We start from the raw sequence: 23,426 nt of genomic DNA, 5'->3' as shown, positions 1-23,426 counted from the left end.
GGCACAGAGGGGCACTGAGGATTGCTGTGCTTGGGTTTCGCTTTCTACGACTTTTATGAAACTTACTATAGACAATTTGCAGGGGGCAGGTGCGGTGGATTATACGGGTGCGCTCGATGGGACGATAGCGCCTCGGATGGAGCGAAAGATCAATCAGCCGAGTGTGCTGAAATGCACCTTGTTGGGAACGCCGGCTGGTTTTGTGACGCCGGTTGTGGGGGCGCGAGTAGTGCTGACCAAGAACAGCGGGGCGTTCGTGTTCACGGGATATCTGACGCAAGCGCCTCAGTTTGAATACTTGGGATTTGGCGAAGCGGGGGCAGTGTATCGCTATGACGTGATTGCGGAGAGTGATGAGGTGCTGCTCGATCAGAAGGCGCTGCCCAATCGGGCGCCGTTTGTGGAGCGGAGCGCAGGTGGGGCTTTGAAGCAGTTGGCGGAAGACTTGAGGCCGGGATTGTTTGATACGAGCGCCGTGCAGGATGTGGATACGCTGGCGTCGTATGCGGTAAATCCGCAGAAGAAATTTTCGTATCATGCGGCGGAGATTGCGCTGGCAGCGCGTGCTGCCTACCGCGCTATGAATGCGGCATTGCTGCTGGCTCCAGTGGGCGCGGCGACTTATGCAGTCAACGAGAGCGACGTTAATTTCTCGCCCTTGGGGCTGACGCTGGTTTGCCCGGAGATGCTGGTTAACGACGTGACTGCGATTGGGCAAATGGAACCGCAGGCGTATGTGCGGGATTATTTTGCGGGAGATGGGCTGAGCCTGCGATTCTATTTGTCACAGACGCCGTTTGCGCAGAGCAAGCCGGCATTGATCGACGAGGAATATCTCGGGCCGGGGCTGGACGCCACCACGTGGGTGGTGAACGATCCGGCGTCTGCGATTTCGGTGGGTGCGCAGACTCTGCAGGTGAGCGGTGGAACCGGGCATGATGGACAGACCACAGTTGAGTTCATCGAACAAATCGAACTCGGCGGTGCGCTGGAGTTGCAGCATGGAGACGTTAGCTTCTCTGCATCTTCCACCGGAGTGATAGGCGGACTGTATACGGGGGCGATCTCAGTAGCGGGCTGCCTGTCGGGCTTTCAGATCTTGCCTTCGGGAAGTGGATCGACGATACAGGCACTGATTGGTGGCGCGCCGACTGGGACGGCAGTCGCGACGACTGCGGGGCATCGGTATGTTCTTACGACCTACATTTATTCGATGGAGGTGTACCGATCGGAAGAGACATTTCACTCGTCGCTGCATCCGGCGGGGAATGGATGGGGCGGAGCGGCGGTGCCGGCGGATGTTAGGTTTGTGCTGGAGTTGCAGGATATCGATCCGGCAAACCAGGCGACGCTGGTGGCGCCTGCGACCGTGTTGTACGACGGAGTTGTCGCGAATGCGGCGGCATTCTGCACGTATGCATTGGTGAACTCGACCAGTATGCAGTGCAGCATCGCTTATACGTACGCGACTCACCTGTCGCTGGCGGAAGTGCGAACGGCGCTGCCGTCATCAAGCTATGTGACGCAGTTGGTTGGATCGATTTCGGATGGGGCGGAGTGCGAGATTGCGAGCTCCACGTCGCTGGATTTTTATCCGCAGTATGTGCCGGTGCTGAACACGCTGATCGTGGCCAGTTACCGAGGAACTGGCCGGGCGGTGGCCGAAGTAGAGAATAGCGCAAGTGTTACGCGCCTGCAGAGCGGAACCGACGACGGGCTGCGCGGGATTGTGCGAGCGATTAAGGCTCCGAGCGCGCGCACCCAGGTGGATTGCGAGAACGCGGCCTTGGCGATTCTGGATGATGCCGGGGGTCTCGCCTGGATGGGTAGGTACGAGATCTGGAGCGATTTTCTTCCAGGCGCAGCTGCGGATATTTTTCCGGGAGACGGTTTGGCGGTGAATATTACCTCGCGCAACGCGGTGTTTGGCGCGATTGTACGAACCGTGAGCATTGAGATCGTCGATCCGGCGGATGATCGAGGCATGTACACGATCGAATTTGCGAACGATCTGGCAGCGCCCCTTGCGCTGCAAGATCAGGCGAGCGCAACAATCATTCCGCTGCAGGATATGCCAGTGCGTCTTGCGACGACGCAGGTTGGAGCTTACTATCTGGCTGATTTGACGGGCGCCGAGATTACGCAGGTGACTTCGACGACGGTATCGGTGGATGTTGGAATGGCGATCAGCGGCGGACTTGGCGTGGAGGTTCGCGCGCACGATTATGGATGGGGCGTTTCGAATGACCGGAATCTGCTGGGACGGTTCAGCGCACAGACCTTCAATCTGGCGCGACTGGCGCGCACGCAGACGTATTTCCTGCGGTTGTATAACTCGGCATCGCCGCCGCAATATTCGAGATATTCGGCCGCGCTGCATGTGGATTATCCGTTATGAATGGCGAAAGCGCACTCAGCAGATCACGCCAGCGTGGAGGCACCGAGAAGCCGGCGCCCCTGCAGTACACAGCAAAGGACTTTCAGCTTGAAGTGCTCAGCAAATTGACGGAGGTGCAAGGTTTGACTGAGGGTCTGGAGGAGTCGTGGGATCAGAAACTCGAGGCGGTGCGGGATCAGCGGCTGGTTAAATTTGACAGCCGCGCGCTGATCGCGTTGGGAGCGATCGCGCTTTCTATTACAGGTTACGTGATTCAAGAAGCCCGCAGCACCGCGCGGCAAGATAGCGAGATCGAGGCGACAAGGGCACGAGTGGTGCGATTGGAACAGATTGCGGCGACGAATACCGAGTCGCGGATACGGACTGAAGTTCAACTCGGAGAACTGCGAGATGGTCAAGCGGAGATCAAGATGCTGATTCAGGCGCGCGACAGCGGGAGCAAGAAAAGTTCTCCGAAGCAATAGTCTGGCGCTGGGAATTCCAGCGGCGTCGAATTTCAACGACATGTTATTAGCGAACGCTCCGGGTCAGATCGATGCGGAGAGCGGACTTGCGTTCAATTCAGTGCGAAAGGGAAACCAGCATGGATTTTGTAAATCAGTTATTGAGGGGAATTGCTTTTGTACCCGCTTTGGTAAACGGGATTGAGGGGCTGTTTGGAAACAAGTCGGGGTCGGAGAAAAAAAATGCCGCCATGTCGTTTCTGGAGAATGCCCTCGCCACTGTGGATGCGGTTGCGGCGCGCGAAATTGTTGATCCGGAAAAATTCAAGAACGGGATCAGTATGGTGGTGGACGGGGTGGTGCAGTGTCTGAATGCGTCAGCGTGGGCTAAGGATGCGGGGAAGGCGACGGTCGCGGGGCAGTAACTTTTGGTTTTCGGCTGTGGAGTTCCCATCCCTTCGCAAGAAACGCGAAAGAATGGTGTAGCCAGGTAACTCCGGTGCCGGCCAAAATCAAAGTCCCCACTTCTCGCGCAAAGGACGCGCGGGAAATGGGGTCCCGGATTCTTACGGGCGCATCTTAGCCGACTTCTTCGTTCCAGTTTTCGAGATTCTTCTTTACTTGCGCCATGAACTGGTCGGCGACTGCGCCGTCGATCAGGCGGTGATCGTAGCCGAGCGTGAGGTGGACGACTGAGCGGATCGCGATCGAGTCGGTGCCGTCTTTATCGGTGATGACCAGGGGTTGCTTGGTGATGCCGCCGACGCCCATGATGGCGGAGTTGGGCTGGTTGATGATGGGCAGGCCGAAGACGGCGCCGAACTGGCCGGGGTTGGTGATGGTGAACGTGGAACCCTCGACGTCGTCGGGCTTGAGTTTCTTGGTGCGGGCGCGCTCGCCGAGATCGGTGATGCCGCGCTGAAGGCCGAGGAAGTTAAGGTCTCCCGCGTTTTTCAGGACTGGAACAATTAGTCCCCAGTCGAGGGCGACGGCGATGCCCATATTAATGTGGCGGTGGTAGCGGATGTTGTCGCCGTCGAGAGACGCATTGATGATCGGCCACTGCTGCAGGGCCATGACGGCGGCGCGCACGAAGAATGGCATGAAGGTGAGGCGAGCGCCGTGGCGCTGCTCGAAGCCGGCTTTGTGCTTGTTGCGCAAATTGACGATGCGGGTAAAGTCCACTTCGTACATGCAGTGGACGTGGGCGCTGCTGCGGCGGGACTCGATCATGTGCTTGGCGATCAGCTTGCGCATGTTCGACATCGGGACGACGTCGCCGGGATAGGGCGCGGGACGCGCGGCGGGCGCCGGCGCTTCGCTGCGCTCGGCGGGACGGACGAATGCGTCCGTCCCCACACGGTCTGTGCCCACACTTGCTCTCCCCACACTTGCCGTCTCGACATGAGCCGGCTGCGAGCCCTGATTCTCAATGAAGGACATGATGTCCTGTTTAGTGATGCGGCCACCGAGTCCGGTGCCGGAGATTTGGGAGAGATTGACGCCGTGCTCGCGGGCGATTTTGCGGACTAAGGGCGAGGAGCGGGTCTCTTCTTCGTCGTCGTGAGCAGTGGGCGGCGCCGGTTGCGGCTCCGGGGTGCGCGGGCGGGACGCCCCCGCGACAGCCGGCGGGACGCCGGCGCTACTGTCTGATTTCGCGGTGGCTCTTTCTGATGGTGGCGCTGCGGCCGACTTGGCGGGAGCTGCGACGGCTTCGCCATCTGCTGCGATGGTTCCGACTATCGTGTTCACATTCACCGTGGTGCCTTCGGTCACCTTGATTTCCTGGAGCACACCGGAGGCTGGGGCGGGGATTTCGGCGTCGACTTTGTCGGTGGAGATTTCGAAGAGAGGCTCGTCGCGCTGAACTTTGTCGCCAGGCTTTTTCAACCACTTGGTAATAGTGCCCTCGACGATGGACTCGCCCATCTGGGGCATGATGATGTCAGTCGGCATGATTTTCCTTCCACGCGGGGCCCAAGATTTGGAGATTCGGGTCCGGCGCAAGCGAATATTATAGCGTTTGGCGGAGTTGGTCGGCTGCGAGGGACAAGCCCGAGCTGCGCTAGGCTGTGCCTTCGGCTACCCTTTAGGGCAGGCCCGCGAAGGCGCCAGCCCCTCATGTTCTTCATTCCGTTTTCGTTATTTTTAGTGGTGGTCGTGCTTCTCTTTGCCGGTGCCTTCCTTCTTTTCGTCTTTCTTATCTTCTTCCGAGGGCGCAACCACGTTGAAGTTCGTCTTCCAATATTCCTGGACAGCTGGCGGAAGTTTGTCCATATGCGAGAGGAACATGGTGATCTTCCACATCTCTTGTTCGCTGATGTCTTTCTCCCAAGCGGGCATGCCTGAGTAGCGCACGCCGGTGCGAATGGTGTAGAAGATGTGCCACTCGGGATCGTCGGGGGGATCGGAGATGAGATTGGGAGCGGGCGGGTAGAACGACTTGCCGAACGGGGAAAATTTGCGATCGAGAGTGCCATGGCAACCGGCACAGTTCATGGTGTAGAGCTTCATGCCGTCTTCGAGATTCTGATCGGTGGGAGTGAGCGGATTGGTGACGTGCGGGGCGTGACGCTCCATAGCGGCGTCGACCGCGCCCATAGCCAGCCGACTCTCAATGTGGGAAGGTTCTACATTGGCGGCGGTCGGCATTAAACCCAGCATGGCGAAGCCGAGTCCGCCGAGGATGAGGATGAGGAGCGTGACGATTACCCCGAGTAGGAACTTGCCCATGAGGCCTCCGGAGGTATTGTGGCAGATGGATGGACGGGGAGTCGAGCTTCGTTGGACGGACGGACGAGGGTGCCCGCCCTAAATGTTCTTCTTACCCCAACCTCTTTTCGGCAAAGGCTCAGTACGCTTTCAAGCGGCGGGCTTCGCGGACTACATCTTCCACTTTCGGCAAGTAATGATGTTCCTGCGGCGGGGAGAAGGGGATGGCGGAGTCCAGGCCGGCGATACGGACGATGGGGCCGTCGAGATCGTCGAAGGCCTCTTCATTAATGATCGCCGCGATTTCTCCGGCGAGCCCGCCGGTGCGGGAGTGCTCGTGGAGGATGATGACTTTGTTGGTTTTCTTCACTGTTTGCGCAATGGCTTCGCGGTCGAGCGGGGAGACAGTGCGCAGGTCGAGGATTTCGAGACCGATATTTTCTCTGGCGAGAATTTCGGCGGCTTCGAGCGCGGTATGAACCATCGCGGCATAAGTAATGATGCTGAGGTCGCGGCCTTCGCGGGCGAGGTTGGCCTTGCCGATGGGAACGACGTAGTCTTCCCCGGGGACTTCGCCTTTGATGCGGCGGTAGAGATATTTGTGCTCGAAGAAGATGCAGGGATTGTTGTCGCGGATGGCGGCTTTGATCAGGCCCTTGGCGTCGTAGGGCGTCGCCGGGCAAATGACTTTCAGGCCAGGATTGTGGACGAACCACATCTCGGGATTCTGCGAGTGGAAGGGACCGCCGTGGACGTATCCGCCGCTGGGGCCGCGCAGAACGAGCGGGGCGGGCGCGCCCCAGAGATAGTGCGTTTTGGCGACCATGTTGCTGATCTGATTGAAGGCGCAGCCGATGAAATCCATGAACTGGAATTCGGCGACGGGGCGCATGCCAGTGAGTGATGCTCCGAAGGCTGCGCCGACGATGGCGGACTCGGCGATGGGTGTGTCGATGACGCGATCCGGGCCGAAGCGGTCGATGAATCCGTCGGTGACTTTGAACGCGCCGCCGTAAATGCCGATGTCTTCGCCGAGGCAGAAGACGGATGGGTCGCGGTCCATTTCTTCCCAGATTCCCTGGCGTATGGCTTCGAGGTAGGTGAGGAGCATAGGGGCAGCCGCTGTCTAAGAGATTACCAAGGATTTTGTTGCCAGATTACGCTTTTCTAACTTCTTGTGAGCGAGGAGTTTAGAGTCGATTACCCTCGTTCGCCAAATTGTCGATAGTCCTTGCAGAAGCCCAGCAGCATCTGATACAAAGCATGTCTAGACGATGCAACTCGCCTTTACGCACGCCGGGCTCTCGGCTTCTGAATTCTACACGTAGCCACCGGAGGAACCCGATGCCAACGACCGTTCTCAACATCACCGACTTGGATAACCTCATTCGTGGTCTCGAGGACCAGTACGGCATCTCGTCTCTTGAAATGCTAAAAGACACAGCCGCCCGCAAGAAACTCTCTGAGGATGTGCTTCTTCGGTGGGAAACCTACGTGCGCCAACGTCTCCTGCTGCGCGAGGTCGATGCCGAAGTACGCAGCGGATATCTCGCCAAAGTCAAAGCAAAGTCCAAAAAGTCTCCGACTCCCGGCGATCAGGCCGCGCTGGCTGCATAGACAACCTCTGTGGATTATTTCACTTTCCGCAGAGACTTCGAGCTTAAGCTTTCAAAGCTCAAGACCCCGTCTGACTGCAGCGTGCAAGAAGCCGCGTGGGAAGTAATCGCGCCGCCTCTTGGCTGGCAGGTCGAGATGATTGTCGATTTTAAAGATCGCAAGCATATTCGTATCTGGGAGAGCTATGACAAGATCGCCGGATTGATGATCAGCAGAAAGGTTCAGTGGGCTTATCACTATGGCCACACAGAGTCCGTAGATACATTTGGCCGCGCGCTGCGAGGCTCGCCTGACGACCCACTAGAGCTTAGAATTGACACCTGTAGTGGACTCCACATGCATTATCAAGCGCGCGAGCCTCATTACGCGCAAGAGGAGATTGGTGGTTTGGATCTGCAGCGTGTCGAAGCTTTTTCTTTTATTCGCGCAGTTTTGAAGCATCGCAAAACAGGAAAACCGTTCACGAACATTCTAGGCTTCAGGATCAAAGGGAAATGACCAAGAGTTTCATCGCTCAGACGACTTACTTTCTTCAGGAGGGAAGGGACAATCTTGACGATTGTCTTAAGATCGCTTTCCAGGCTGCCGTGCAACAGAGCATTGGGAAACTTGTAATCTTCACGGCTTACGGAGAAGGCGTCAAGCGTGCGGTCGAAAATTTCTGGGTTCACCAAGAATACGCGCACATAGGTTTGGTCGCCGTGACGTTCCCGGCCGGAAAAACATTTACCGACTCCAACAGCAAACCCTACGAGGCGACTATTGCGGGCGAGATTGAAGCATTGATGGAGTCGCACAAAATTCCCCTTGTTAGAGCGCATTTACCGTTCGATGCAGTGGAGCCGGGAGCAGCGCTGCAAACGACGGTGGGGCGTGGTTTTAACCTGCTTGGAGAAACGTTGAATATGTTTTGCGGAAGCATGAGTCTTTGCGTCCAAGCCATCGCCTTGGCCTGTGACGCCGGCCGAGTCGAAAGTGGTGAGCATGTGATCGCGTTGACTTCTGACACTGCGATCCTCGCACGAGCAGCCGTAACCAGAAAGATGTTATCGCAGATGGTGATCCGGGAAGTTCTTTGCAAGCCGGCAATACTCACGATCGGGCGTAACGAATCCGCAGCAGCGCTTCCCGAGAAACGGGAGCGCAAACTTCAGCCGAAACGAGCAACAAAGCGTCTGGGCAAGGAAGGGCCCACGACGTAGGCATTACTTCAAGTGTACCGCTGCTTCGGTTTCCTTGTAGCCGCCAGTTCCTTCCTTTACTTTTGGCATGCCATATTTCGGTTTGATCTCGTGGCAGCCGTCTTCGCAATAGACGCCGCCTTCGGCGGACTCTGCTGTTGGCATCGGAGAGTTGACGGCGATCTCGCGTTCGGCTTCAATGATGCGTTCGACTTCTGCAATCAACGCTTCGTTTTCTTTAGCGCTCAGCCATTTCTTTTCTTTCACTAAATAATTCTCAAATCTCGCGATGGGGTCGCGCTTTTTCCAGTACGCGAGCATTTCTTTGGGCACATACGCGGCGGCGTCGTGGATGGCGTGGCCTTTCATGCGCATCATTTTGGCTTCGATCATGGTGGGGCCTTCGCCGCGGTGGGCGCGGTCTACCGCTTCGTGCGCGGCGTCATAGACCTGGCAGGCGTCAGTGCCGTCGACGATCACGCCGGGGATGCCGTATCCGATGGCGCGCTCGGCGAGATCCTTGCAGCGGTACTGCATTTCGCTCGGCGTGGAGTAGGCCCAGAGATTTGATTCGACAAAGAGCACGAGGCCGAGATTTTGCACGGCGGCGAAATTGATGCCTTCGTAAGTGACGCCGGTGGACTGGCCTCCGTCACCGATGTAGGTCATGACGGCGACGTTGCGGCCTTGCAGGCGCGCGCCGAGGGCGACGCCGGAAAGCACGGGAATCAAATCGCCGAGCATGGAGATGGGCGAAACCATGTTGCGCTTTTCGATATCGCCGAAGTGCGAAGTGCCATCGCGGCCGCGGGTGGGCGAATCGGCTTTGGCCATGTACTGCATCATGGTGTCGCGGGCGGCGAAGCCGCGGACTAGCAACGAGCCCTGGTTGCGGATCATGGGCGCGAACCAGTCGTCTTTATCGAGTGCGTAGGCGGAGGCGCAGGAGCAGGCTTCCTGGCCGAGTCCGAAATAAACTCCGCCGACGACTTTGCCTTGCTTGTAGAGATTTTCGAGCGCGACCTCCATTTTGCGGTTGAGCAGCATGAAGCGGTAGATCTCGATGCACTGCTGCTTGCTCAAATATTTCGAGTCGCGGATGGGCGGGACTGGCGTGTCGAGATTACCTTGCACCTCGTAGCGAACGTGTTCGGTACCGTCTTTATCTTTTTCGATGGCTTGGCGGACGGTGAAGTCGGGGTGCTCAAGGCGCAGGTCGGGGATCGAGTAGGTGCGGAGGTCCTTGTTAGAAGAATTATTTCCCTTCGTCGAGTTGCGCTCGACGGGACGGGCGGCTGCGCCCGTCCCCACACGACCTTTGCGCGGTGCGTTGCCATTTGAGCTGTGCTTGGGACTGGATTTTTTCTTGGTTGCCATGATGAATGCTTGCGCTTGGCGCGACTCTTGATGGTATCGCGAGTGCGGGGGAAAGTGCTAGGGATTGCTCAACGAGCACGCATCTCCGGCATGGAGAGCGTCAAGGCTCTCGACCCAAAGGATCTGGCTTTGAAATACCGTGCCGAAGTTGCGGGAGATGGATTCGGCTACGGCGTTCAAGTCGAGAGGCTTACCGAGTTGTTCTCGCATCGATGTCACCGGCTTTGAGGTGATGCCGCAGGGGACGATCAGGTTGAAGTAGCTGAGGTCGGTGTTTACGTTGAGCGCGAAGCCGTGCGAGGTGACGGAGCGGGAGATGTGGACGCCGATGGCGGCAAGTTTGGCTTCGGTATTTGTTGCATTGCCGGCAAAAAGCAGGTCCCTCGACTGCAGAGAACGATCCTTCGGATCGTTCTCTTTCGCTCGGGATGACAATACGTTTAGTGGGACCGAAGAATCGGGATCGGTCCAGACGCCGGTTAGGCCCGCGACGCGCTTGCCGGGAATTGCGAAGTCGGCGCAGGTGCGGATCAGGACTTCTTCAAGGCGGCGGACAAAGTCGATTACGCCTAGGGTTTTGCGCAGGGGAACTAAAGGACGAGTCTTCGACTCGTCCGGGTGGATGGGGGCGTCCGGCCTTCCACGAGCGTGAGAGCGGAGGTCGAAGACGGGATAGCCGACGAGTTGGCCGGGGCCGTGAAAGGTAACGTCGCCGCCGCGATCGCATTCGAAGAGTTCGACGCCGCGCTGGGCAAGCAGTTCGGGGGAGGCGATGACGTTGCCGGCTTTCGCGTTGCGGCCTAGTGTGATCACCGGCGTGTGCTCCAGCAGGAGGAGGATGTCGCCGATTTTTTCTTCCTTGCGCAGGGCGACTAGTTGTTGCTGCAGGCGAAGGCCAACGGCGTAGTTGACGGTGCCGAGTTGGACGACCGAAATCATTGAGTAATTGGGAAATTTGGTAATTGGATAATTTGAAATCTCAAGACCTTAATTTCTCGGGTTTGAAATTTACTCAATTACTAAATTCCCCAATTACTCAATTTTCTCATGCGTTGATTGCAATCCCATACACACTGTTCGACGCGTCCAGCATGGCTTCGGCCAACGTGGGGTGGGCGTGGATGGTCCACATTAAGTCTTCGACAGTGGCTTCGAGTTCCATGGCGGTGACGGCTTCGGCGATCAACTCGGTCGCTTGGGGTCCGATGATGTGAACGCCGAGAATTTCGCCGTAGTCTGCATCAGAGACGATTTTGATGAAGCCTTCATGCTGGCCAACGATCGAGGCGCGCGAGTTGGCGGTGAAGGGAAACTTGCCAATCTTCACGTTGTATCCGGCTTCGCGGGCTTTGGTTTCGGTGAGGCCGACGCTGCCGATTTCGGGATGGCAGTACGTGGCGCCGGGAATGTGCTCGGGGTTGATGGGCTTGCCGGGCTTGCCGGCGATTTTCGCGACTGCGACGAGAGCTTCCATGGCGCCGACGTGGGCCAGTTGCGGCGTGCCGAGCACGATGTCACCGACCGCGTAGATGCCGGGTTCGGAGGTCTGCATCCAGGAATCGGTTTTGATGAATTCGCGGTCGGGCTTGATTTTTGTTTTCTCGAGGCCGATATTTTGCGTCCGCGGCTTGCGGCCAACGGCGATCAGGATTTTCTCGGCCTCGATCTTTTGTTGCTTGCCTTCGGCGGTAATGGTCACAGCGATTCCCGCCTTCGTGTTCTCAACTTTGTCGACCTTCGCGCTGGTGTGGAAGTTGATGCCGCGCTTGCGGTAGACGCGCGCCAGTTCTTTCGAGACTTCTTCATCTTCGATCGGAACCAGTCGCGGCAGCATTTCGACGATCGTGACTTCGCAATCGAACGAACGGTAGATCGAGGCGAACTCTACGCCTACGGCGCCGGCCCCGACGATCACAATTGATTTCGGCAACTCTTTCAGGCTCAAGATTTCGATGTTGGTGAGAACGCGGTCGTTCGCCTCGAGGCCTGGCAGCATGCGGGCTTCCGAGCCGGTGGCGAGAATTACATTCTTCGCCTTGATGTGGCTGGACTTGCCATTGTCTGAGACTTCAACTGTGAACACTCCGCTTTGTGCCGGGCCGGTGAGCTTGCCGTAACCTTTTACGGTCTGCACCTTATTCTTCTTCATCAGGAATTCGAGGCCTTTGGCGTGTTTGGCCACAATTTTTCCTTTGCGATCCTGAATCGCGGCCCAATTCAGTTTGCGGGCGTCGACGCCGTCGATTCCGAATTCTTTCGCTTCTTTGAGGTGGTCCCAGAGTTCGGCATTGAACAGCAGCGCCTTCGTCGGGATGCAACCGACGTGCAGGCAGGTGCCGCCCAGGAATCCATCTTTTTCGATGAGCGCGGTCTTCAGGCCGTATTGGCCGGCGCGAATGGCGGCCGTGTATCCGGCGGGGCCGCTGCCGATGATGGCGATGTCGTACAGAGTATCGGGCAAGGCAATAATCCTCAGTAAGAAGAGATGTGTTAGGGCAAACGAATGATTCTAGAACAGGGCGGGATCAAGGGCCAATCGAGCGGAGCGCACTGATCTTAAATTAGTACTGGAGCGTCTGATAGTGTCCCGAATTCGCGCTCGATACCTTTGGGCTCTTTGCGGTTAAGGGTTTTTTCTTCGTGGCGCCGCCATAGTTCAACGGCTCTAAAATCGCAACTAAGGAATGCAGCAAAGAACGCCAAGAAACGAAACCCGGCTACGCAGGTTCAATCGCTAACGGTCTGGCGCCCGCCGAAACACTATGATGCTTTGGCGTTTTCCCCAGAATTGTTGTCCGTTTCCGCCGGTTTCCTGGTTTCGGCATTCGGTACTTCTTCTTCTTGAGACAGGTCCTGAATGTTCAAGCGAACTCGCGTTCGAATGGCCGCAGTTTCAGAGATGTTATGCAGGCTGATGAGCGTCTTCTGGACAAGCTCGACGATCCTGGGCTGACCGGCCGGCAGATCTGGATTTTCGTTAAACCATAGTTGTCCGCAACTCGGACAGCCCTCCGGCAGTGGGTCATAGTGCCGCTTGATCGGATATAGAATCTTTGCCTGGCACTTCGGACATTCGAATTCCACGCCCAAAATGTCGGACAACTGAATGAACATCCTGGATTCACTTGGCATCGGCTCATCTCCTCTTCCGCGATCTGCGCCAGCAGGAACTTAGGCGGCCCCGATCCAACCGAGGCCGCCGACCTGCGCTGCGGATATTAAGAGGAAAAGCGCGCGCCGTTAGTTGCCTTCGTTGCTGGCGCGTTTCCAGTTGATGAGTTCGCCGATGGTGGAACTGGTGCTCGAAACCGGCTGCTTGTAGGCTTCCACTTCGGAGCGCGAGGCTTCTTCGCCGACAGCGCGGATGCTGAGTCCTACTTTCTTTTCTTCCGGATTCATCTTGATGATCTTAAAATCGTGCTCCAGGCCCGGCTCCAAATGAATTGGTTGGCCGTTATCGTCAGTGGCTTCGGACTTGTGGCATAGGCCTTCCACGCCCTCGGCGATTTCGACGAATGCTCCGAATGCGGCTACACGCAAGACTTTGCCGTGGACCACGTCGCCGATATGGTGAGTCTGGAAGAAGGATTCCCAGATATCCGGTTGCAGTTGCTTCACGCCCAGCGACAAGCGACGCTTGTCCGGTTCGATCGCGAGAACCACCGCCTTCACGCGATCGCCCTTCTTCAATACTTCCGAAGGATGCTTCACGCGCTTGGTCCAGCTCAGATTGCTGACGTGAACCAGCCCGTCAATGCCGTCTTCGATTTCGATAAATGCGCCAAAGTCGGTCAGGTTGCGAACCCGGCCCTCGACCGTCATTCCGACCGGGAACTTTTCATGGAGCGAATCCCATGGATTGGCGGCCAGTTGACGCATGCCCAGCGAGATGCGCCGCTCGGTGGGATTCACGTTGATTACCACGCACTCCACCTGATCGCCGACATTAACCAGTTTCGACGGATGCTTCATGCGTTTCGACCATGTCATTTCGCTGACGTGTACCAGGCCTTCGATGCCTTGTTCGAGTTCGACGAACGCGCCGTAGTCAGTGACGCTGATGACGCGGCCGCCCACATGTGCACCCTCCGGATAGCGGTGCTCGGCATCAAGCCAAGGGTCGGGCGTGAGTTGCTTGAATCCCAGCGAAACGCGCTGTTTGTCTTTGTCGTACTTCAGCACTTTCACCTGAATCTGATCTCCGACGTTGACCAGATCTTTGGGATGGGTGAGGCGTCCCCAGGACATGTCGGTAATGTGCAGCAGGCCGTCGAGGCCGCCGAGATCGACAAACGCCCCGTATTCGGTGAGGTTTTTGACCACGCCGGTGAGAACCGATCCTTCTTCCAGATGCTCGAGAGTCTTGGAGCGCTTCTCGTTCTGCTCGCCTTCGAGCAGGTCTTTACGGGAGACGACGATGTTGCCGCGCTTCTTGTTCAGTTTGATGACCGCAACTTCGAGCGTCTGGCCTTTCATGCCGTCGAGGTTGCGGATGGGCCGCAGGTCGACTTGCGAGCCGGGCAGGAAGGCGTGCGCGCCCAGAATGTCGACGGTCAGCCCTCCTTTAATGCGGTCAACTACAACGGCTTGAATCGGCTTCTTCTCGTTGTAAGCCTTTTCGATTTCTTCCCAGGCGTGAATGCGCTGCGCCTTCTGGTGCGAGAGGTTAATGTAACCTTCTTCGGACGGGCCTTTGTCGCGCATCACATCGATCTCGTCGCCGGGCTTGAACTTCGGCTTGCCCTCGTGATCGAGCACTTCCGCCAGAGATAACAGCCCTTCGGACTTGGCGCCGATATCGACGACCACATGCGTTCCCGTCAGCTTCAGCACCGTGCCCTTGATGACGCGATCTTCACTCACCGCCTCTTCGGCCTCGGTGGTGAAACTCTCAAGCACAGATGCGAAGTCCTCGCTGGCGGCGGACTTCTCTTCGCCAGTCTTCTCTTCCGCACTCTTGTCGTCGGCAGACTTGTCTTCCCCAAGCCTATCTGTGTTGTCGGTGACAGCGGAAGAAGCTTGCATCTCGGTGGAATGGTCGGTGGTGGCGGCAGCCTGCGTCGCTTCGGGCTGGTGCTGCTGCTCTGTCGTCGGCTCGGTTTCGGTTGCGACAGAAGAGTTGGAATCGGAGTTGTGGGCGGTGGTCTCGTCGAACAAGGTTAGGCCTCTCTGATGACGGGATGCGGGGCCTGCTTTGCGGACTGCTGGATGAGTCGTTTGGTTGTGGTGGGCTCACCCTGGCGAATGAGCTTGGACAATCCCAGCTGTCGGACGTTTTCACAGAGAACCCGCGTCCAATGGGAACTCTTCGACTATAGCAATCGTGCGCGAACAGTGTCAAACGCAAAGCGGCCGATTGTTACAGGAAGGTTTCAGCGCAGATTCAGCACTCAGCAGTCAGCATTCAGCATGCAGCCAGTTCGAAACCGCGACTGATGGACTGAGTGCCAAATGCTGACTGCTGACTGCTTCGATCATTTCCATCGTCCGCGTGCATCTGCTAACCTGCCCTGCTATGGATTACCTCTGGACCCCGTGGCGGTATGCCTATGTCTCTTCCACAGAAAAGGCCGCTGGGTGCGTGTTTTGCGACGCGCCGAAGGAAGATGACGCGAAGGTTTTCATTGTCTATCGCGGGCAAAATTGCTATGTCATTCTGAACGCGTATCCGTATACGCCGGGTCACGTGATGATCGTGCCCTACGCTCACTTGGATGAGTTGCGCAAGCTACCAGTCGAGGCGGCGCAAGAGATGATGGCGCTTTCGCAAAAAATGGAGTCGGTGCTGCGCGAACTCTATCATCCGGACGGTATTAATCTGGGGATGAATATCGGGAAGGCCGCCGGCGCTGGAATTGCGGGACACATTCACATGCACGAGCTGCCGAGATGGGTGGCGGATGCGAATTTCGTGTCGGTCGTAGCGGAGACGCGGATTCTGCCGGAAACGCTGGATGTGACCTGGGCAAGGATGCGGGAGGCGCTGAAACTGTGTGAAATCGATGAGGGATATTCATAGTAGAAAAAATTGGGATTAGCCGGTCAGCCGTTCCATCTCGTTTTCATCGATTACCTCCACGCCCAGGTCCTTCGCCTTATCCAGCTTCGAGCCTGCATCCGCGCCGGCTACGACGTAATCCGTTTTCTTACTCACCGAGCCAGTGACTTTGCCGCCGGCGTCTTCAATCATCTTTTTGGCCTCGTCGCGGGTGAAATGGGCCAGTGTGCCGGTGAGCACGAAGGTCTTGCCCGCGAGCTTCGTGCCGCGTTCTTTTTTCTTACCGGTAAGCGTCAGCTTTGCCTTGCGCAACTGATCCACCAGATTCCTGTTGGCCGGGATGCTGAAGAACTCGACGATGCTCTCCGCGATGCGTGGGCCGACTTCGTTCACATTTTGCAGTTCTTCCACGCCTGCCTGCTCCAGCGCTTCCATCGATCCAAAGTGTTCGGCGAGAAATTGCGCGGTGCGTTCGCCGACCATGCGGATGCCGAGGCCGTAGACCACGCGCTCCAGCGGAAGATTCTTCGAGTTTTCGATCTCGCCGATAATGTTCTGCGCCGACTTGTCGGCAAAACGCTCCAGACCGAGCAGATCGTCTTTCGTAAGCTTGTAAATGTCGGCAACGTTCTTCACCAGGCCGCGCTCGGTGAGTTGCGTGACCAGCGCGTCGCCCATGCCGTCGATATTCATCACTCCGCGCGAGGCAAAGTGCAGGATCGTTCCCAGCAATTTTGCCGGGCAATTCGCATTGACGCAGCGGTAATCGACTTCGTCCTCCATGCGGACAACCTTTGTGCCGCACACCGGACACTTCTCCGGCATGACGAATTCTTTCGTGCCGCGCGGATGATCTTTATCGTCGATTACCTTCGCGACTTTTGGAATCACATCGCCGCCGCGCTCCACCTGCACCCAGTCGCCGATCTTCACGCCCAGGCGGCCAATCTCGTCCATGTTGTGCAGCGTAGCGTTGCGGACGGTCGTTCCACCGATCAGCGCGGGCGACAGCATGGCGACAGGCGTAAGTTTTCCCGTACGGCCGACCTGCACGCGAATATCTTCCAGTTTCGTGATTCCCGCGCGCGCTGTGTATTTGTAGGCGATCGCCCAGCGCGGGGCTTTTCCTGTAAAACCCAATTCGTCCTGTAAGCCGGTGCGGTCGACTTTGACGACGATGCCGTCGATCTCGTAAGGAAGTGAATCGCGCTTCTCTTCCCACTGTCGAATGAATGCCCAGACTTCGTCCATGGAATGAACGAGTTTGTAGTTCGAATTAACTTTGAATCCGGCCGCGGCGAGGGCGATGAGCGTCTTCGAATGGCGATCGAAATAGGTGCGGCCGTTGGCCAGCAGGATGTAGGGAAAGAAGTCCATGCGGCGCTCGGCGGTAACGTTGGCATCAAGCTGGCGGACGGTGCCTGCCGTGAAATTACGCGGATTGGCGTAGGTCGACAGCCCGTTGCGTTCGCGCTCTTCGTTGATCTTCTTGAACGACGCGGTGGGCATGAGCAATTCGCCGCGGACCTCGAAGTTCGGTGGCATGCCCGCTTTCTTCAGCCGGTCGAGCGGAATCGACAAGGGCACCGAGCGCACAGTGCGCACGTTGAGCGTGACGTCTTCGCCCACCGATCCATCGCCGCGAGTCACCCCTCGCGCCAGCTTGCCATCTTCATAAATCAAGGCCAGCGACATGCCGTCGAGCTTCAACTCGCAGACGTAGTCCACCTCACTGCGCCCGGTGAGTTCATGTACGCGGCGCTCCCAGTCGCGCAGGTCTTCCTCGTTATAGGTGTTGTCGAGCGACAGCATGGGCGTGGAGTGCCGCACTTTGACGAAGCCTTCGCGCGGCTTTCCGCCCACCCGCTGCGTGGGTGAATCCGGGGTGAGCATCGACGGATGCTCGCTCTCCAAAGCTTTCAGTTGCTGCATCAGCTTGTCGAATTCCGCGTCGCTGATTTCGGGATTGTCCAGAACGTAATAGAGGTACTCGTGGTGGCGAATTTGTTCGCGCAGCGCCTCAACCTTTTTTTCGGCCTTGTTTTGGAGGTCTTTCGCAGCTGGCATTGCAGGAAGATTATATGCAAAAGGGACGAGCCGCTTTAACCGCGCCGCCGAACACGTAGCCCCGGACGCATTCGTCCGGCGGCCAGGCATCGCCTGACTGCGGACGGACGAATGCGTCCGCCGCTACGCGTTCGGTTCCAACCGTCTTCTCAAACTACCTGGCGTCGTCCGTTGCGTCGGTAACGCCCGGTATCTGCACGCGCACGAAGCGGGGCTTGTAGTCATCGGCGCAAACCAGATCGGAGGAGTCGTTGGCGTTCACGTTGTAGGACATCAGAATTCCATCCGCATCGGTAAATTCCATATGCGCCTTCGCGTTGTACGTGACCAGAGTGCCGACTTTACATCCATTGGCTCCTGCTTCTGGCGTTGTGTAGACGGTGGTCTTATTGGTCCACGGTCCCTGCGGCGAGCATGAATACCAGGTCGTCACCGCGTCCCACAACGGATATGCCGGGTGCTGGGGATCCATCCCCGCCATTAGATAAAATGTGCCCCCGTTGTAGCTCATTGGGTCGACGGAATATTCCGGTGTCACCGCGGCCACGCCTTGCATGGCGGTGGCATTCGATTCTCCCGCCAGCCACTTCTTTTGTGCTGCATTCCAGAACTGCCACTTCGAGGCGTTGGTCAGATTGTTGACGGAGGTGGTCCGCGCCAGGTAGGGCGTCTTCGTATTGGTTCCCGGATCTTTCAATCCATAAATGTAGTAATAATTTCCGACTTGCAGAATTTTCGTTCCCCACTCCAGGCTCGTATCGAGGCCGGTCACCGGCGTGATGGAAACGATAGAGAGACTCGGCCACGAAAGCGTTGCCACGGAGTGCCCAACTAACTTGAACGCGCCGGTCCACTCCAGCAGCATGATTTTGATTTGATATGTTCCCGTGGTCGGCTCGGTGACAATTCCGTCTCCCTGCCAGAACCAGTCGCTCTTGCTTTTGGGCGCAAAGTAGGAAGTCGTCTTTGGCGGATAGCCGACGGTGGTCCACGATCCGGTGGACTGATTCAAAATCGTCAGCGAGTTGTGCGCCGAGAACAGATCGCCGCTGCGCATGCGGGTGGTCGGATTCACCGTTCCAATATAGGAATCAGACCACATCCACAGATTCGTTCCGTCGGGCAAAGGCAGGGAATACGTGCCGTCCGCTCCGGTCCAGCCAGGGCCGTTCTGCGTCGCGTATGCGTCGAAAGTAGAATCGATCGTGCCGGCCGACGGAGTTCCGGGCAGCGTACATTGGCCCACGGCGACGGATGAACAGAGGAATAGAGCAATGATGACGGCTGCGAAACATTTCATAATTTGAACTCCCACCGGAAGGTTACAACACCGGATACTTTATCCCATGGCAGGACGAGTGTTATAGAGCCCAATGACTCCACAGCTTCCCTAATATTAGATCCAGCGAGAGAAGCACTTAGCGACAGACGCCTCGGCATTGGCGGGACAGCCGAGGCGTCTGTTGCTACGTGACCCGTGCTAGACCAGATCATCCAGCTTCAACGCCTGCACTCCGCCTTTCCAATTCGCCTCAAACTGTTTCTGAACGAACCCCGCGTCGTAGTCGCGATTCTGCTTTAGCAGGGCCTGGTGCAATCCCCACAGCGAGCGAGGATTTCGCGGATTGCGGTCGAGATCTTCGCGAAATACTTTTTCCGCTGCCGTTGCATCACCGTTCAGCAGCAGCGCCGCTCCCAGAGACTCCCGCACGGGAAAGAACCAGTCGGGCGGCTCGCCATATTTGAGCTTGTCCTGAATCCCGACCGCATCGCGAAGCATAGCGATCGCCGCGGCGTTATCTTTCTTGGCGACGGCAATCTTCGCGCCCACGACATCCTCGGCGATTTTCATGATGTCTTTCGCCTTGTTGTTGATCGGCATCTGAAAGATGACATCCGGCGGTGTGGCGGCTTCGGCATCGGCGACAATCTTGTACTCCGCTTCCGCCTCCGTCATTTTGCCGGTTCCCGCCAGCGCCAGGCCGCGGCCAAAGTGCCAGAAGACCGTCGCGGTCTTCATGCTCGCGTCGGGCGCCGGCATCTTCAGAATTTCGTTCCAATGATGGAAGCGAACCTCCACCGCCATAGGGATCGTCATAAAACCCTCCAGCGGCGGCATGTCTTTCACATACGGTCCGACGTTGGCGGCCAGCAGGTCTGCATTCTGGCGCGCCTCGGAGTAGCGTCCATTCATGGCGCCGCACATGGCCACGAAGTGCAGGTTGTGGCTGTAATACATCATCGGATAAATGCCCTGCGCGCCAGTCGCCTTGATGTAGGCGCGATCGACCTCGGCAGCCTGTTCGTTGGTCTTGACCGCGGCATCATAGTCGCCGGTGCGAATGTAGACATGTGCCGGCATGTGCACGATGTGTCCCGCGCCGGGCGCGAGCGCAGCCAGTTTATTTGCCCCGGCCAGCGCGCGCTCAGGATTATTGGACGCCTCCACGGTGTGGATGTAGTAGTGGATCGCGCCGAGATGATTGGGGTCGCGCTTCATCACCGATTCGAGCGTGGCCACGATTTCTTCCGTGCCGGCTTCGGGTGTACCGTCCTGATGCCAGAGTCCCCAGGGATGCAGGTTCATACCCGACTCCGCGAAAAGCGTGGCCGCGTCGAGATCGTCGGGAAATTCGGCGGAGACCTGCCGCATCGCGTCGTGATAATCTTCCGCGGCTTGCTTCAGATCAGAATTAGGATCGGCAGGGAAGCGCTTGGCCATCGCCTGGATGTAAGCCCGCTCGCTAGGTGAACCGTCGGCGGACAGGTCCACAGCCTTCTGTGCCGCGTCGTGCGCCTTCTTATAACGCTCGGGATCGGCGGGATCGTTGTAATTCGGTCCTACCGCTTCAGCGACGCCCCAGTAGGCTATCGCCAGCTTGGGATCAAGTTCTGCCGCGTGCTGAAATGATCGCGCGGCTTCGTCGTGATTAAAGGCGTAGATGAAGCGCAATCCCTGATCGAAGAACTGCTGCGCCTCAGCGTTGTGCGTGGAAACAGGGTGATGGAGATCGCCGAGTCCGCTGACCAGCGTGACCGCATGGCTCGGCATGTGAGCGCCGTGGGCATCGGCATTCTGCGCCGTCGCGTGAAGGCAAAGCAAAGCGCCGCTCAAAAACGTACCGCATAGCATCTGCGCCAGAATTTTCATCTGGTTGACCCTCCTGATTCGATTTTGAAATTCGAGCCCCAACGACAGGATCGGCTGAAGAAAACACGCCCTGCGATTGCCGCCAAGCTTATGACAAAACAAGGCGATTGCCAAGCTTATGTCGGCACTGATGCCTGAGTTGCTTGTCCATGTTTAGGCCACCTGTTGCTCCAGAAAGATACCTTCGGTATGTGGAGTGGGGCTCACCCTGAGTAAACCTGGCACACTGAAGAACCTCTCTGTGTCCGCTCGCGTCAAGTACAATCCACTTTCGGCGAACGGCTTCAAACGGTCACTCAACGCTACTCCAAGAAACTTATGCGCAAGGCTGCATTGCTCTACAATCCGGATTCCGGCGGCAGCCATCAACGCCGGCGAGAATTGGAATCCGCCCTCGCTCTCCTGAGAGTAGCGGGCGTAGACGCGGAGCTGGTTCCCACCGAGTCGACCCGTCATGGAGTGGAAGAAACCCGCCGGGCCATCGAATGCGGTTGCGATACCATTTTTGCCTGCGGTGGCGACGGCACCATTCACAACATCGCCCAAGTCGTCGCCCACTCGCCCGCGGCATTGGCTATCTTGCCCCTGGGGACGGCGAATGCCCTGGCTCACGACATTCAACTTCCACTCAAAGTAGTCGAGGCAGCCCAGGCGTCGCTGCATGCCGTGCCGCGCCGCATCCCGCTTGGCCGCGTTAACTTCGCCGATCTCAATGGAAATCCTGGATCGCGATATTTTCTGGTCGCCGCGGGAATCGGCGCCGACGCGCACCTCTTCTACAAGCTTCATACCGGAACCAAGCAGCGCATGGGCATGGGCGCCTACTATGCCAAAGCCTGGCAGCTTTGGTTTAACTATCCCATGACGCGCTTTGTCGCCGAGTACATGGAAGCCGGATCGGACTCGATCCATCGCGCCGAAGTCACCGAACTGATGGCCGTCCGCATCCGCAACTTCGGTGGAGTGCTGCAAGAACTTGCTCCCGGAGCGTCTCTCGACCGGAACGACAACCGTCTGGTTTTCTGCCGGACTGCCAGTCGCCTGGCTTATCTGGCATACGTGACTCGCGGCCTGCTGCGTCTGCGCTGTTCGGTTCCCGGCATTGATCTTGCTCACAGCACGAGCGTCGCCTGCACGTATATGCCCCAGCGGAACTCATCCCGAACGCCGCGCAGGATCTACGTGGAGGCCGATGGCGAACTCCTGGGCACGCTCCCTGCGGAAATTAGTGTCGTGCCCGATGCACTCACGCTGCTGATGCCGCCGCGCGCGAATTACTTTGCGTCGTCTCTCTAATCCCCGCGTCCAATAACGTCGCTGAGTCTCCCGATGCTTCCCTGGTGACGCATCGCAGCCCAGCACAATACAATTCCTCGAACCAATTGGAACCGATTACTCACTTTCTGACCGGCGCCTGCCTGGGACGCGCCGGCTTCAACCGCAAGACCGCCCTGGCTACGCTCACCATGACGCTCGCCGCCGAGGCGCCCGACCTGGATGTGCTCGAAAGTTTTCGCGGGTCGGCCTTTGGTTTCGCCCACCATCGCGGCTTCACCCACTCTTTCCTCGGAGTTCCGCTCGACGCCCTGATCGTAGTCGGCTTCGTCTATCTCATCTGGCGCATCCGTGGACGCAAAATTGGATTGAACGAAAACGATCCTAGCCTCCGGCCGCGCTGGGGCCTGCTTTGCGTTTATGCCTGCATCGCCGGATTGAGCCACATCCTGCTCGACTTCACCAACAATTACGGCGTTCGCCCCTTCTGGCCCTTTTCCGAGAAGTGGTATTCCTGGGACATCGTCTTCATCGTCGAGCCGGTCATGCTGGCATTTCTGATCTTGGGACTGATTATCCCCTCGCTCTTCGGATTGATCGACCGCGAAATCGGCGCGCGCAGTCATGGTCCTCGTGGCCGCCTCTCTGCCACACTCGCGCTGATCGGCGTCGTGCTGATGTGGGGAGTGCGCGACTACGAACACCGCCGCGCAGTCCATGCACTCGAAGCCCGCACCTATCACGGTGCCGATCCCCTGCGCGCCTCGGCCTATCCAAAATGGGTCGATCCCTTTCACTGGGACGGCGTGGTCGAGACGCCTGCCTTCTTCGCGCTCGCCCCGGTGAATTCGCTCACGCCTGAGGTTGATCCTGAAGGCCGCATGGAAATTCGCTATAAACCAGAGGAGACTCCGGTCACGCTCGCTGCCAAAAAATCTTACATCGGCCGCGTTTTCCTGGATTGGGCGCAATATCCCATCACCGAGACTGAAACTCTGCCGCCGCCGAAGCCGGGTTACATCGTTCTGTTTCAGGACCTACGCTATGCCGGTATTTCGCGTTCGCTCTCGCGCGGTCGTGGCGGCTTAAGCAAGGCTGTTGAACTCGACCAGAATCTGCATGTGGTCGGCGATGTCTTCGAGACTAAGAACGGTCAAATCGTGGTTCGCGAACCTGGGCCCTTTTGGCCCACCGATTGAGCCGCAAG

At 57.7% G+C, this 23,426-nt stretch carries 20 protein-coding genes; 9 read left to right on the top strand and 11 right to left on the bottom strand.

Annotated elements, in window-relative coordinates; translation table 11 throughout:
• The first annotated feature begins 55 nt into the window (after nt 1-55).
• The 3 genes from VGM18_12130 to VGM18_12120 all read left to right on the top strand — a co-directional run bounded on the left by VGM18_12130 (nt 56) and on the right by VGM18_12120 (nt 3,266).
• Complete coding sequence (locus tag VGM18_12130) at nt 56-2,398, top strand: hypothetical protein (protein ID HEY3973747.1); 2,343 nt, start codon at nt 56-58, stop codon at nt 2,396-2,398.
• Nucleotides 2,395-2,862 (top strand): hypothetical protein, encoded by a 468-nt coding sequence (locus VGM18_12125; GenBank protein ID HEY3973746.1) that lies wholly within the window; start codon nt 2,395-2,397, stop codon nt 2,860-2,862. Before VGM18_12130 ends, VGM18_12125 begins: the two co-directional genes overlap by 4 nt.
• Before the next feature lie 119 nt (nt 2,863-2,981).
• Nucleotides 2,982-3,266: a hypothetical protein gene (locus VGM18_12120; GenBank protein ID HEY3973745.1), complete on the top strand. Its 285-nt coding sequence runs from the start codon at nt 2,982-2,984 to the stop codon at nt 3,264-3,266.
• Nucleotides 3,267-3,420: 154 nt separating this feature from the next.
• Here the strand turns inward: VGM18_12120 and sucB are convergent, their stop codons facing one another.
• The 3 genes from sucB to VGM18_12105 form a co-directional block, all read right to left on the bottom strand.
• Complete coding sequence (sucB, locus tag VGM18_12115; GenBank protein HEY3973744.1) at nt 3,421-4,848, bottom strand: 2-oxoglutarate dehydrogenase, E2 component, dihydrolipoamide succinyltransferase; 1,428 nt, start codon at nt 4,846-4,848, stop codon at nt 3,421-3,423.
• A gap of 141 nt (nt 4,849-4,989) precedes the next feature.
• Nucleotides 4,990-5,574: a cytochrome c gene (locus VGM18_12110; GenBank protein ID HEY3973743.1), complete on the bottom strand. Its 585-nt coding sequence runs from the start codon at nt 5,572-5,574 to the stop codon at nt 4,990-4,992.
• Nucleotides 5,575-5,692: 118 nt separating this feature from the next.
• Nucleotides 5,693-6,664, bottom strand: a complete 972-nt coding sequence (locus VGM18_12105) for an alpha-ketoacid dehydrogenase subunit beta (GenBank protein ID HEY3973742.1) — start codon at nt 6,662-6,664, stop codon at nt 5,693-5,695.
• A gap of 233 nt (nt 6,665-6,897) precedes the next feature.
• On the opposite strand from VGM18_12105, the gene VGM18_12100 reads away from it, so the two are divergent.
• From VGM18_12100 to VGM18_12090, 3 genes are read left to right on the top strand one after another with little or no spacing between them, the layout of a single operon-like run.
• A complete protein-coding gene (locus VGM18_12100) occupies nt 6,898-7,170 on the top strand; it encodes a hypothetical protein (protein HEY3973741.1) in 273 nt (90 codons plus the stop codon).
• A gap of 9 nt (nt 7,171-7,179) precedes the next feature.
• Nucleotides 7,180-7,668: a hypothetical protein gene (locus tag VGM18_12095; protein HEY3973740.1), complete on the top strand. Its 489-nt coding sequence runs from the start codon at nt 7,180-7,182 to the stop codon at nt 7,666-7,668.
• Nucleotides 7,665-8,372, top strand: coding sequence for a hypothetical protein (locus VGM18_12090; GenBank protein HEY3973739.1), 708 nt, complete (start codon nt 7,665-7,667; stop codon nt 8,370-8,372). Before VGM18_12095 ends, VGM18_12090 begins: the two co-directional genes overlap by 4 nt.
• Before the next feature lie 3 nt (nt 8,373-8,375).
• Here the strand turns inward: VGM18_12090 and VGM18_12085 are convergent, their stop codons facing one another.
• The 5 genes from VGM18_12085 to VGM18_12065 form a co-directional block, all read right to left on the bottom strand.
• Nucleotides 8,376-9,728, bottom strand: coding sequence for a thiamine pyrophosphate-dependent dehydrogenase E1 component subunit alpha (locus VGM18_12085; GenBank protein HEY3973738.1), 1,353 nt, complete (start codon nt 9,726-9,728; stop codon nt 8,376-8,378).
• Nucleotides 9,729-9,785: 57 nt separating this feature from the next.
• The gene (locus VGM18_12080) at nt 9,786-10,667 is read right to left on the bottom strand and encodes a lipoyl(octanoyl) transferase (GenBank protein ID HEY3973737.1); all 882 of its coding nucleotides are present in this window, start codon (nt 10,665-10,667) and stop codon (nt 9,786-9,788) included.
• Nucleotides 10,668-10,773: 106 nt separating this feature from the next.
• On the bottom strand, nt 10,774-12,189 hold the full coding sequence (lpdA, locus tag VGM18_12075) for a dihydrolipoyl dehydrogenase (protein ID HEY3973736.1): 1,416 nt from the start codon (nt 12,187-12,189) through the stop codon (nt 10,774-10,776).
• A 299-nt stretch (nt 12,190-12,488) separates the two neighbouring features.
• On the bottom strand, nt 12,489-12,860 hold the full coding sequence (locus tag VGM18_12070) for a hypothetical protein (GenBank protein HEY3973735.1): 372 nt from the start codon (nt 12,858-12,860) through the stop codon (nt 12,489-12,491).
• A 108-nt stretch (nt 12,861-12,968) separates the two neighbouring features.
• Nucleotides 12,969-14,885: a 30S ribosomal protein S1 gene (locus VGM18_12065; protein ID HEY3973734.1), complete on the bottom strand. Its 1,917-nt coding sequence runs from the start codon at nt 14,883-14,885 to the stop codon at nt 12,969-12,971.
• A 358-nt stretch (nt 14,886-15,243) separates the two neighbouring features.
• On the opposite strand from VGM18_12065, the gene VGM18_12060 reads away from it, so the two are divergent.
• On the top strand, nt 15,244-15,747 hold the full coding sequence (locus tag VGM18_12060; protein ID HEY3973733.1) for an HIT domain-containing protein: 504 nt from the start codon (nt 15,244-15,246) through the stop codon (nt 15,745-15,747).
• 15 nt (nt 15,748-15,762) lie between these two features.
• On the opposite strand, the gene ligA is transcribed toward VGM18_12060, so the two are convergent.
• From ligA to VGM18_12045, 3 genes are all read right to left on the bottom strand, one after another.
• On the bottom strand, nt 15,763-17,793 hold the full coding sequence (ligA, locus tag VGM18_12055) for an NAD-dependent DNA ligase LigA (protein ID HEY3973732.1): 2,031 nt from the start codon (nt 17,791-17,793) through the stop codon (nt 15,763-15,765).
• Nucleotides 17,794-17,947: 154 nt separating this feature from the next.
• Entirely contained in the window at nt 17,948-19,093 is a 1,146-nt protein-coding gene (locus tag VGM18_12050; GenBank protein ID HEY3973731.1) for a DUF5005 domain-containing protein, read from the bottom strand.
• Nucleotides 19,094-19,273: 180 nt separating this feature from the next.
• Nucleotides 19,274-20,944, bottom strand: a complete 1,671-nt coding sequence (locus VGM18_12045; GenBank protein ID HEY3973730.1) for a hypothetical protein — start codon at nt 20,942-20,944, stop codon at nt 19,274-19,276.
• 318 nt (nt 20,945-21,262) lie between these two features.
• Here VGM18_12045 and VGM18_12040 point away from each other — a divergent pair, with 318 nt between their 5' ends.
• Complete coding sequence (locus VGM18_12040) at nt 21,263-22,240, top strand: diacylglycerol kinase family protein (GenBank protein ID HEY3973729.1); 978 nt, start codon at nt 21,263-21,265, stop codon at nt 22,238-22,240.
• A gap of 44 nt (nt 22,241-22,284) precedes the next feature.
• Nucleotides 22,285-23,418 carry a metal-dependent hydrolase gene (locus tag VGM18_12035; GenBank protein HEY3973728.1) on the top strand — a complete coding sequence of 378 codons (1,134 nt, stop codon included), beginning with the start codon at nt 22,285-22,287 and terminating at the stop codon, nt 23,416-23,418.
• Nucleotides 23,419-23,426 lie beyond the last annotated feature (8 nt).

This window comes from Candidatus Sulfotelmatobacter sp. (genome assembly GCA_036500765.1).
Classification (GTDB): Bacteria; Acidobacteriota; Terriglobia; order Terriglobales; family Acidobacteriaceae; genus Sulfotelmatobacter.
Note: the sequence above shows the minus strand (reverse complement) of the source record. Positions and strands in the feature narration are given on the sequence as shown.

Excerpts from the sequence above, each read along its gene's own strand:
- VGM18_12130 (HEY3973747.1), top strand. The coding sequence starts at position 56 with ATGAAACTTACTATAGACAATTTGCAGGGGGCAGGTGCGGTGGATTAT.
- VGM18_12125 (HEY3973746.1), top strand. The coding sequence starts at position 2,395 with ATGAATGGCGAAAGCGCACTCAGCAGATCACGCCAGCGTGGAGGCACC.
- VGM18_12120 (HEY3973745.1), top strand. The coding sequence starts at position 2,982 with ATGGATTTTGTAAATCAGTTATTGAGGGGAATTGCTTTTGTACCCGCT.
- VGM18_12110 (HEY3973743.1), bottom strand. The coding sequence starts at position 5,574 with ATGGGCAAGTTCCTACTCGGGGTAATCGTCACGCTCCTCATCCTCATC.
- VGM18_12105 (HEY3973742.1), bottom strand. The coding sequence starts at position 6,664 with ATGCTCCTCACCTACCTCGAAGCCATACGCCAGGGAATCTGGGAAGAA.
- VGM18_12100 (HEY3973741.1), top strand. The coding sequence starts at position 6,898 with ATGCCAACGACCGTTCTCAACATCACCGACTTGGATAACCTCATTCGT.
- VGM18_12090 (HEY3973739.1), top strand. The coding sequence starts at position 7,665 with ATGACCAAGAGTTTCATCGCTCAGACGACTTACTTTCTTCAGGAGGGA.
- VGM18_12085 (HEY3973738.1), bottom strand. The coding sequence starts at position 9,728 with ATGGCAACCAAGAAAAAATCCAGTCCCAAGCACAGCTCAAATGGCAAC.
- VGM18_12080 (HEY3973737.1), bottom strand. The coding sequence starts at position 10,667 with ATGATTTCGGTCGTCCAACTCGGCACCGTCAACTACGCCGTTGGCCTT.
- VGM18_12070 (HEY3973735.1), bottom strand. The coding sequence starts at position 12,860 with ATGCCAAGTGAATCCAGGATGTTCATTCAGTTGTCCGACATTTTGGGC.
- VGM18_12060 (HEY3973733.1), top strand. The coding sequence starts at position 15,244 with ATGGATTACCTCTGGACCCCGTGGCGGTATGCCTATGTCTCTTCCACA.
- ligA (HEY3973732.1), bottom strand. The coding sequence starts at position 17,793 with ATGCCAGCTGCGAAAGACCTCCAAAACAAGGCCGAAAAAAAGGTTGAG.
- VGM18_12050 (HEY3973731.1), bottom strand. The coding sequence starts at position 19,093 with ATGAAATGTTTCGCAGCCGTCATCATTGCTCTATTCCTCTGTTCATCC.
- VGM18_12045 (HEY3973730.1), bottom strand. The coding sequence starts at position 20,944 with ATGAAAATTCTGGCGCAGATGCTATGCGGTACGTTTTTGAGCGGCGCT.
- VGM18_12040 (HEY3973729.1), top strand. The coding sequence starts at position 21,263 with ATGCGCAAGGCTGCATTGCTCTACAATCCGGATTCCGGCGGCAGCCAT.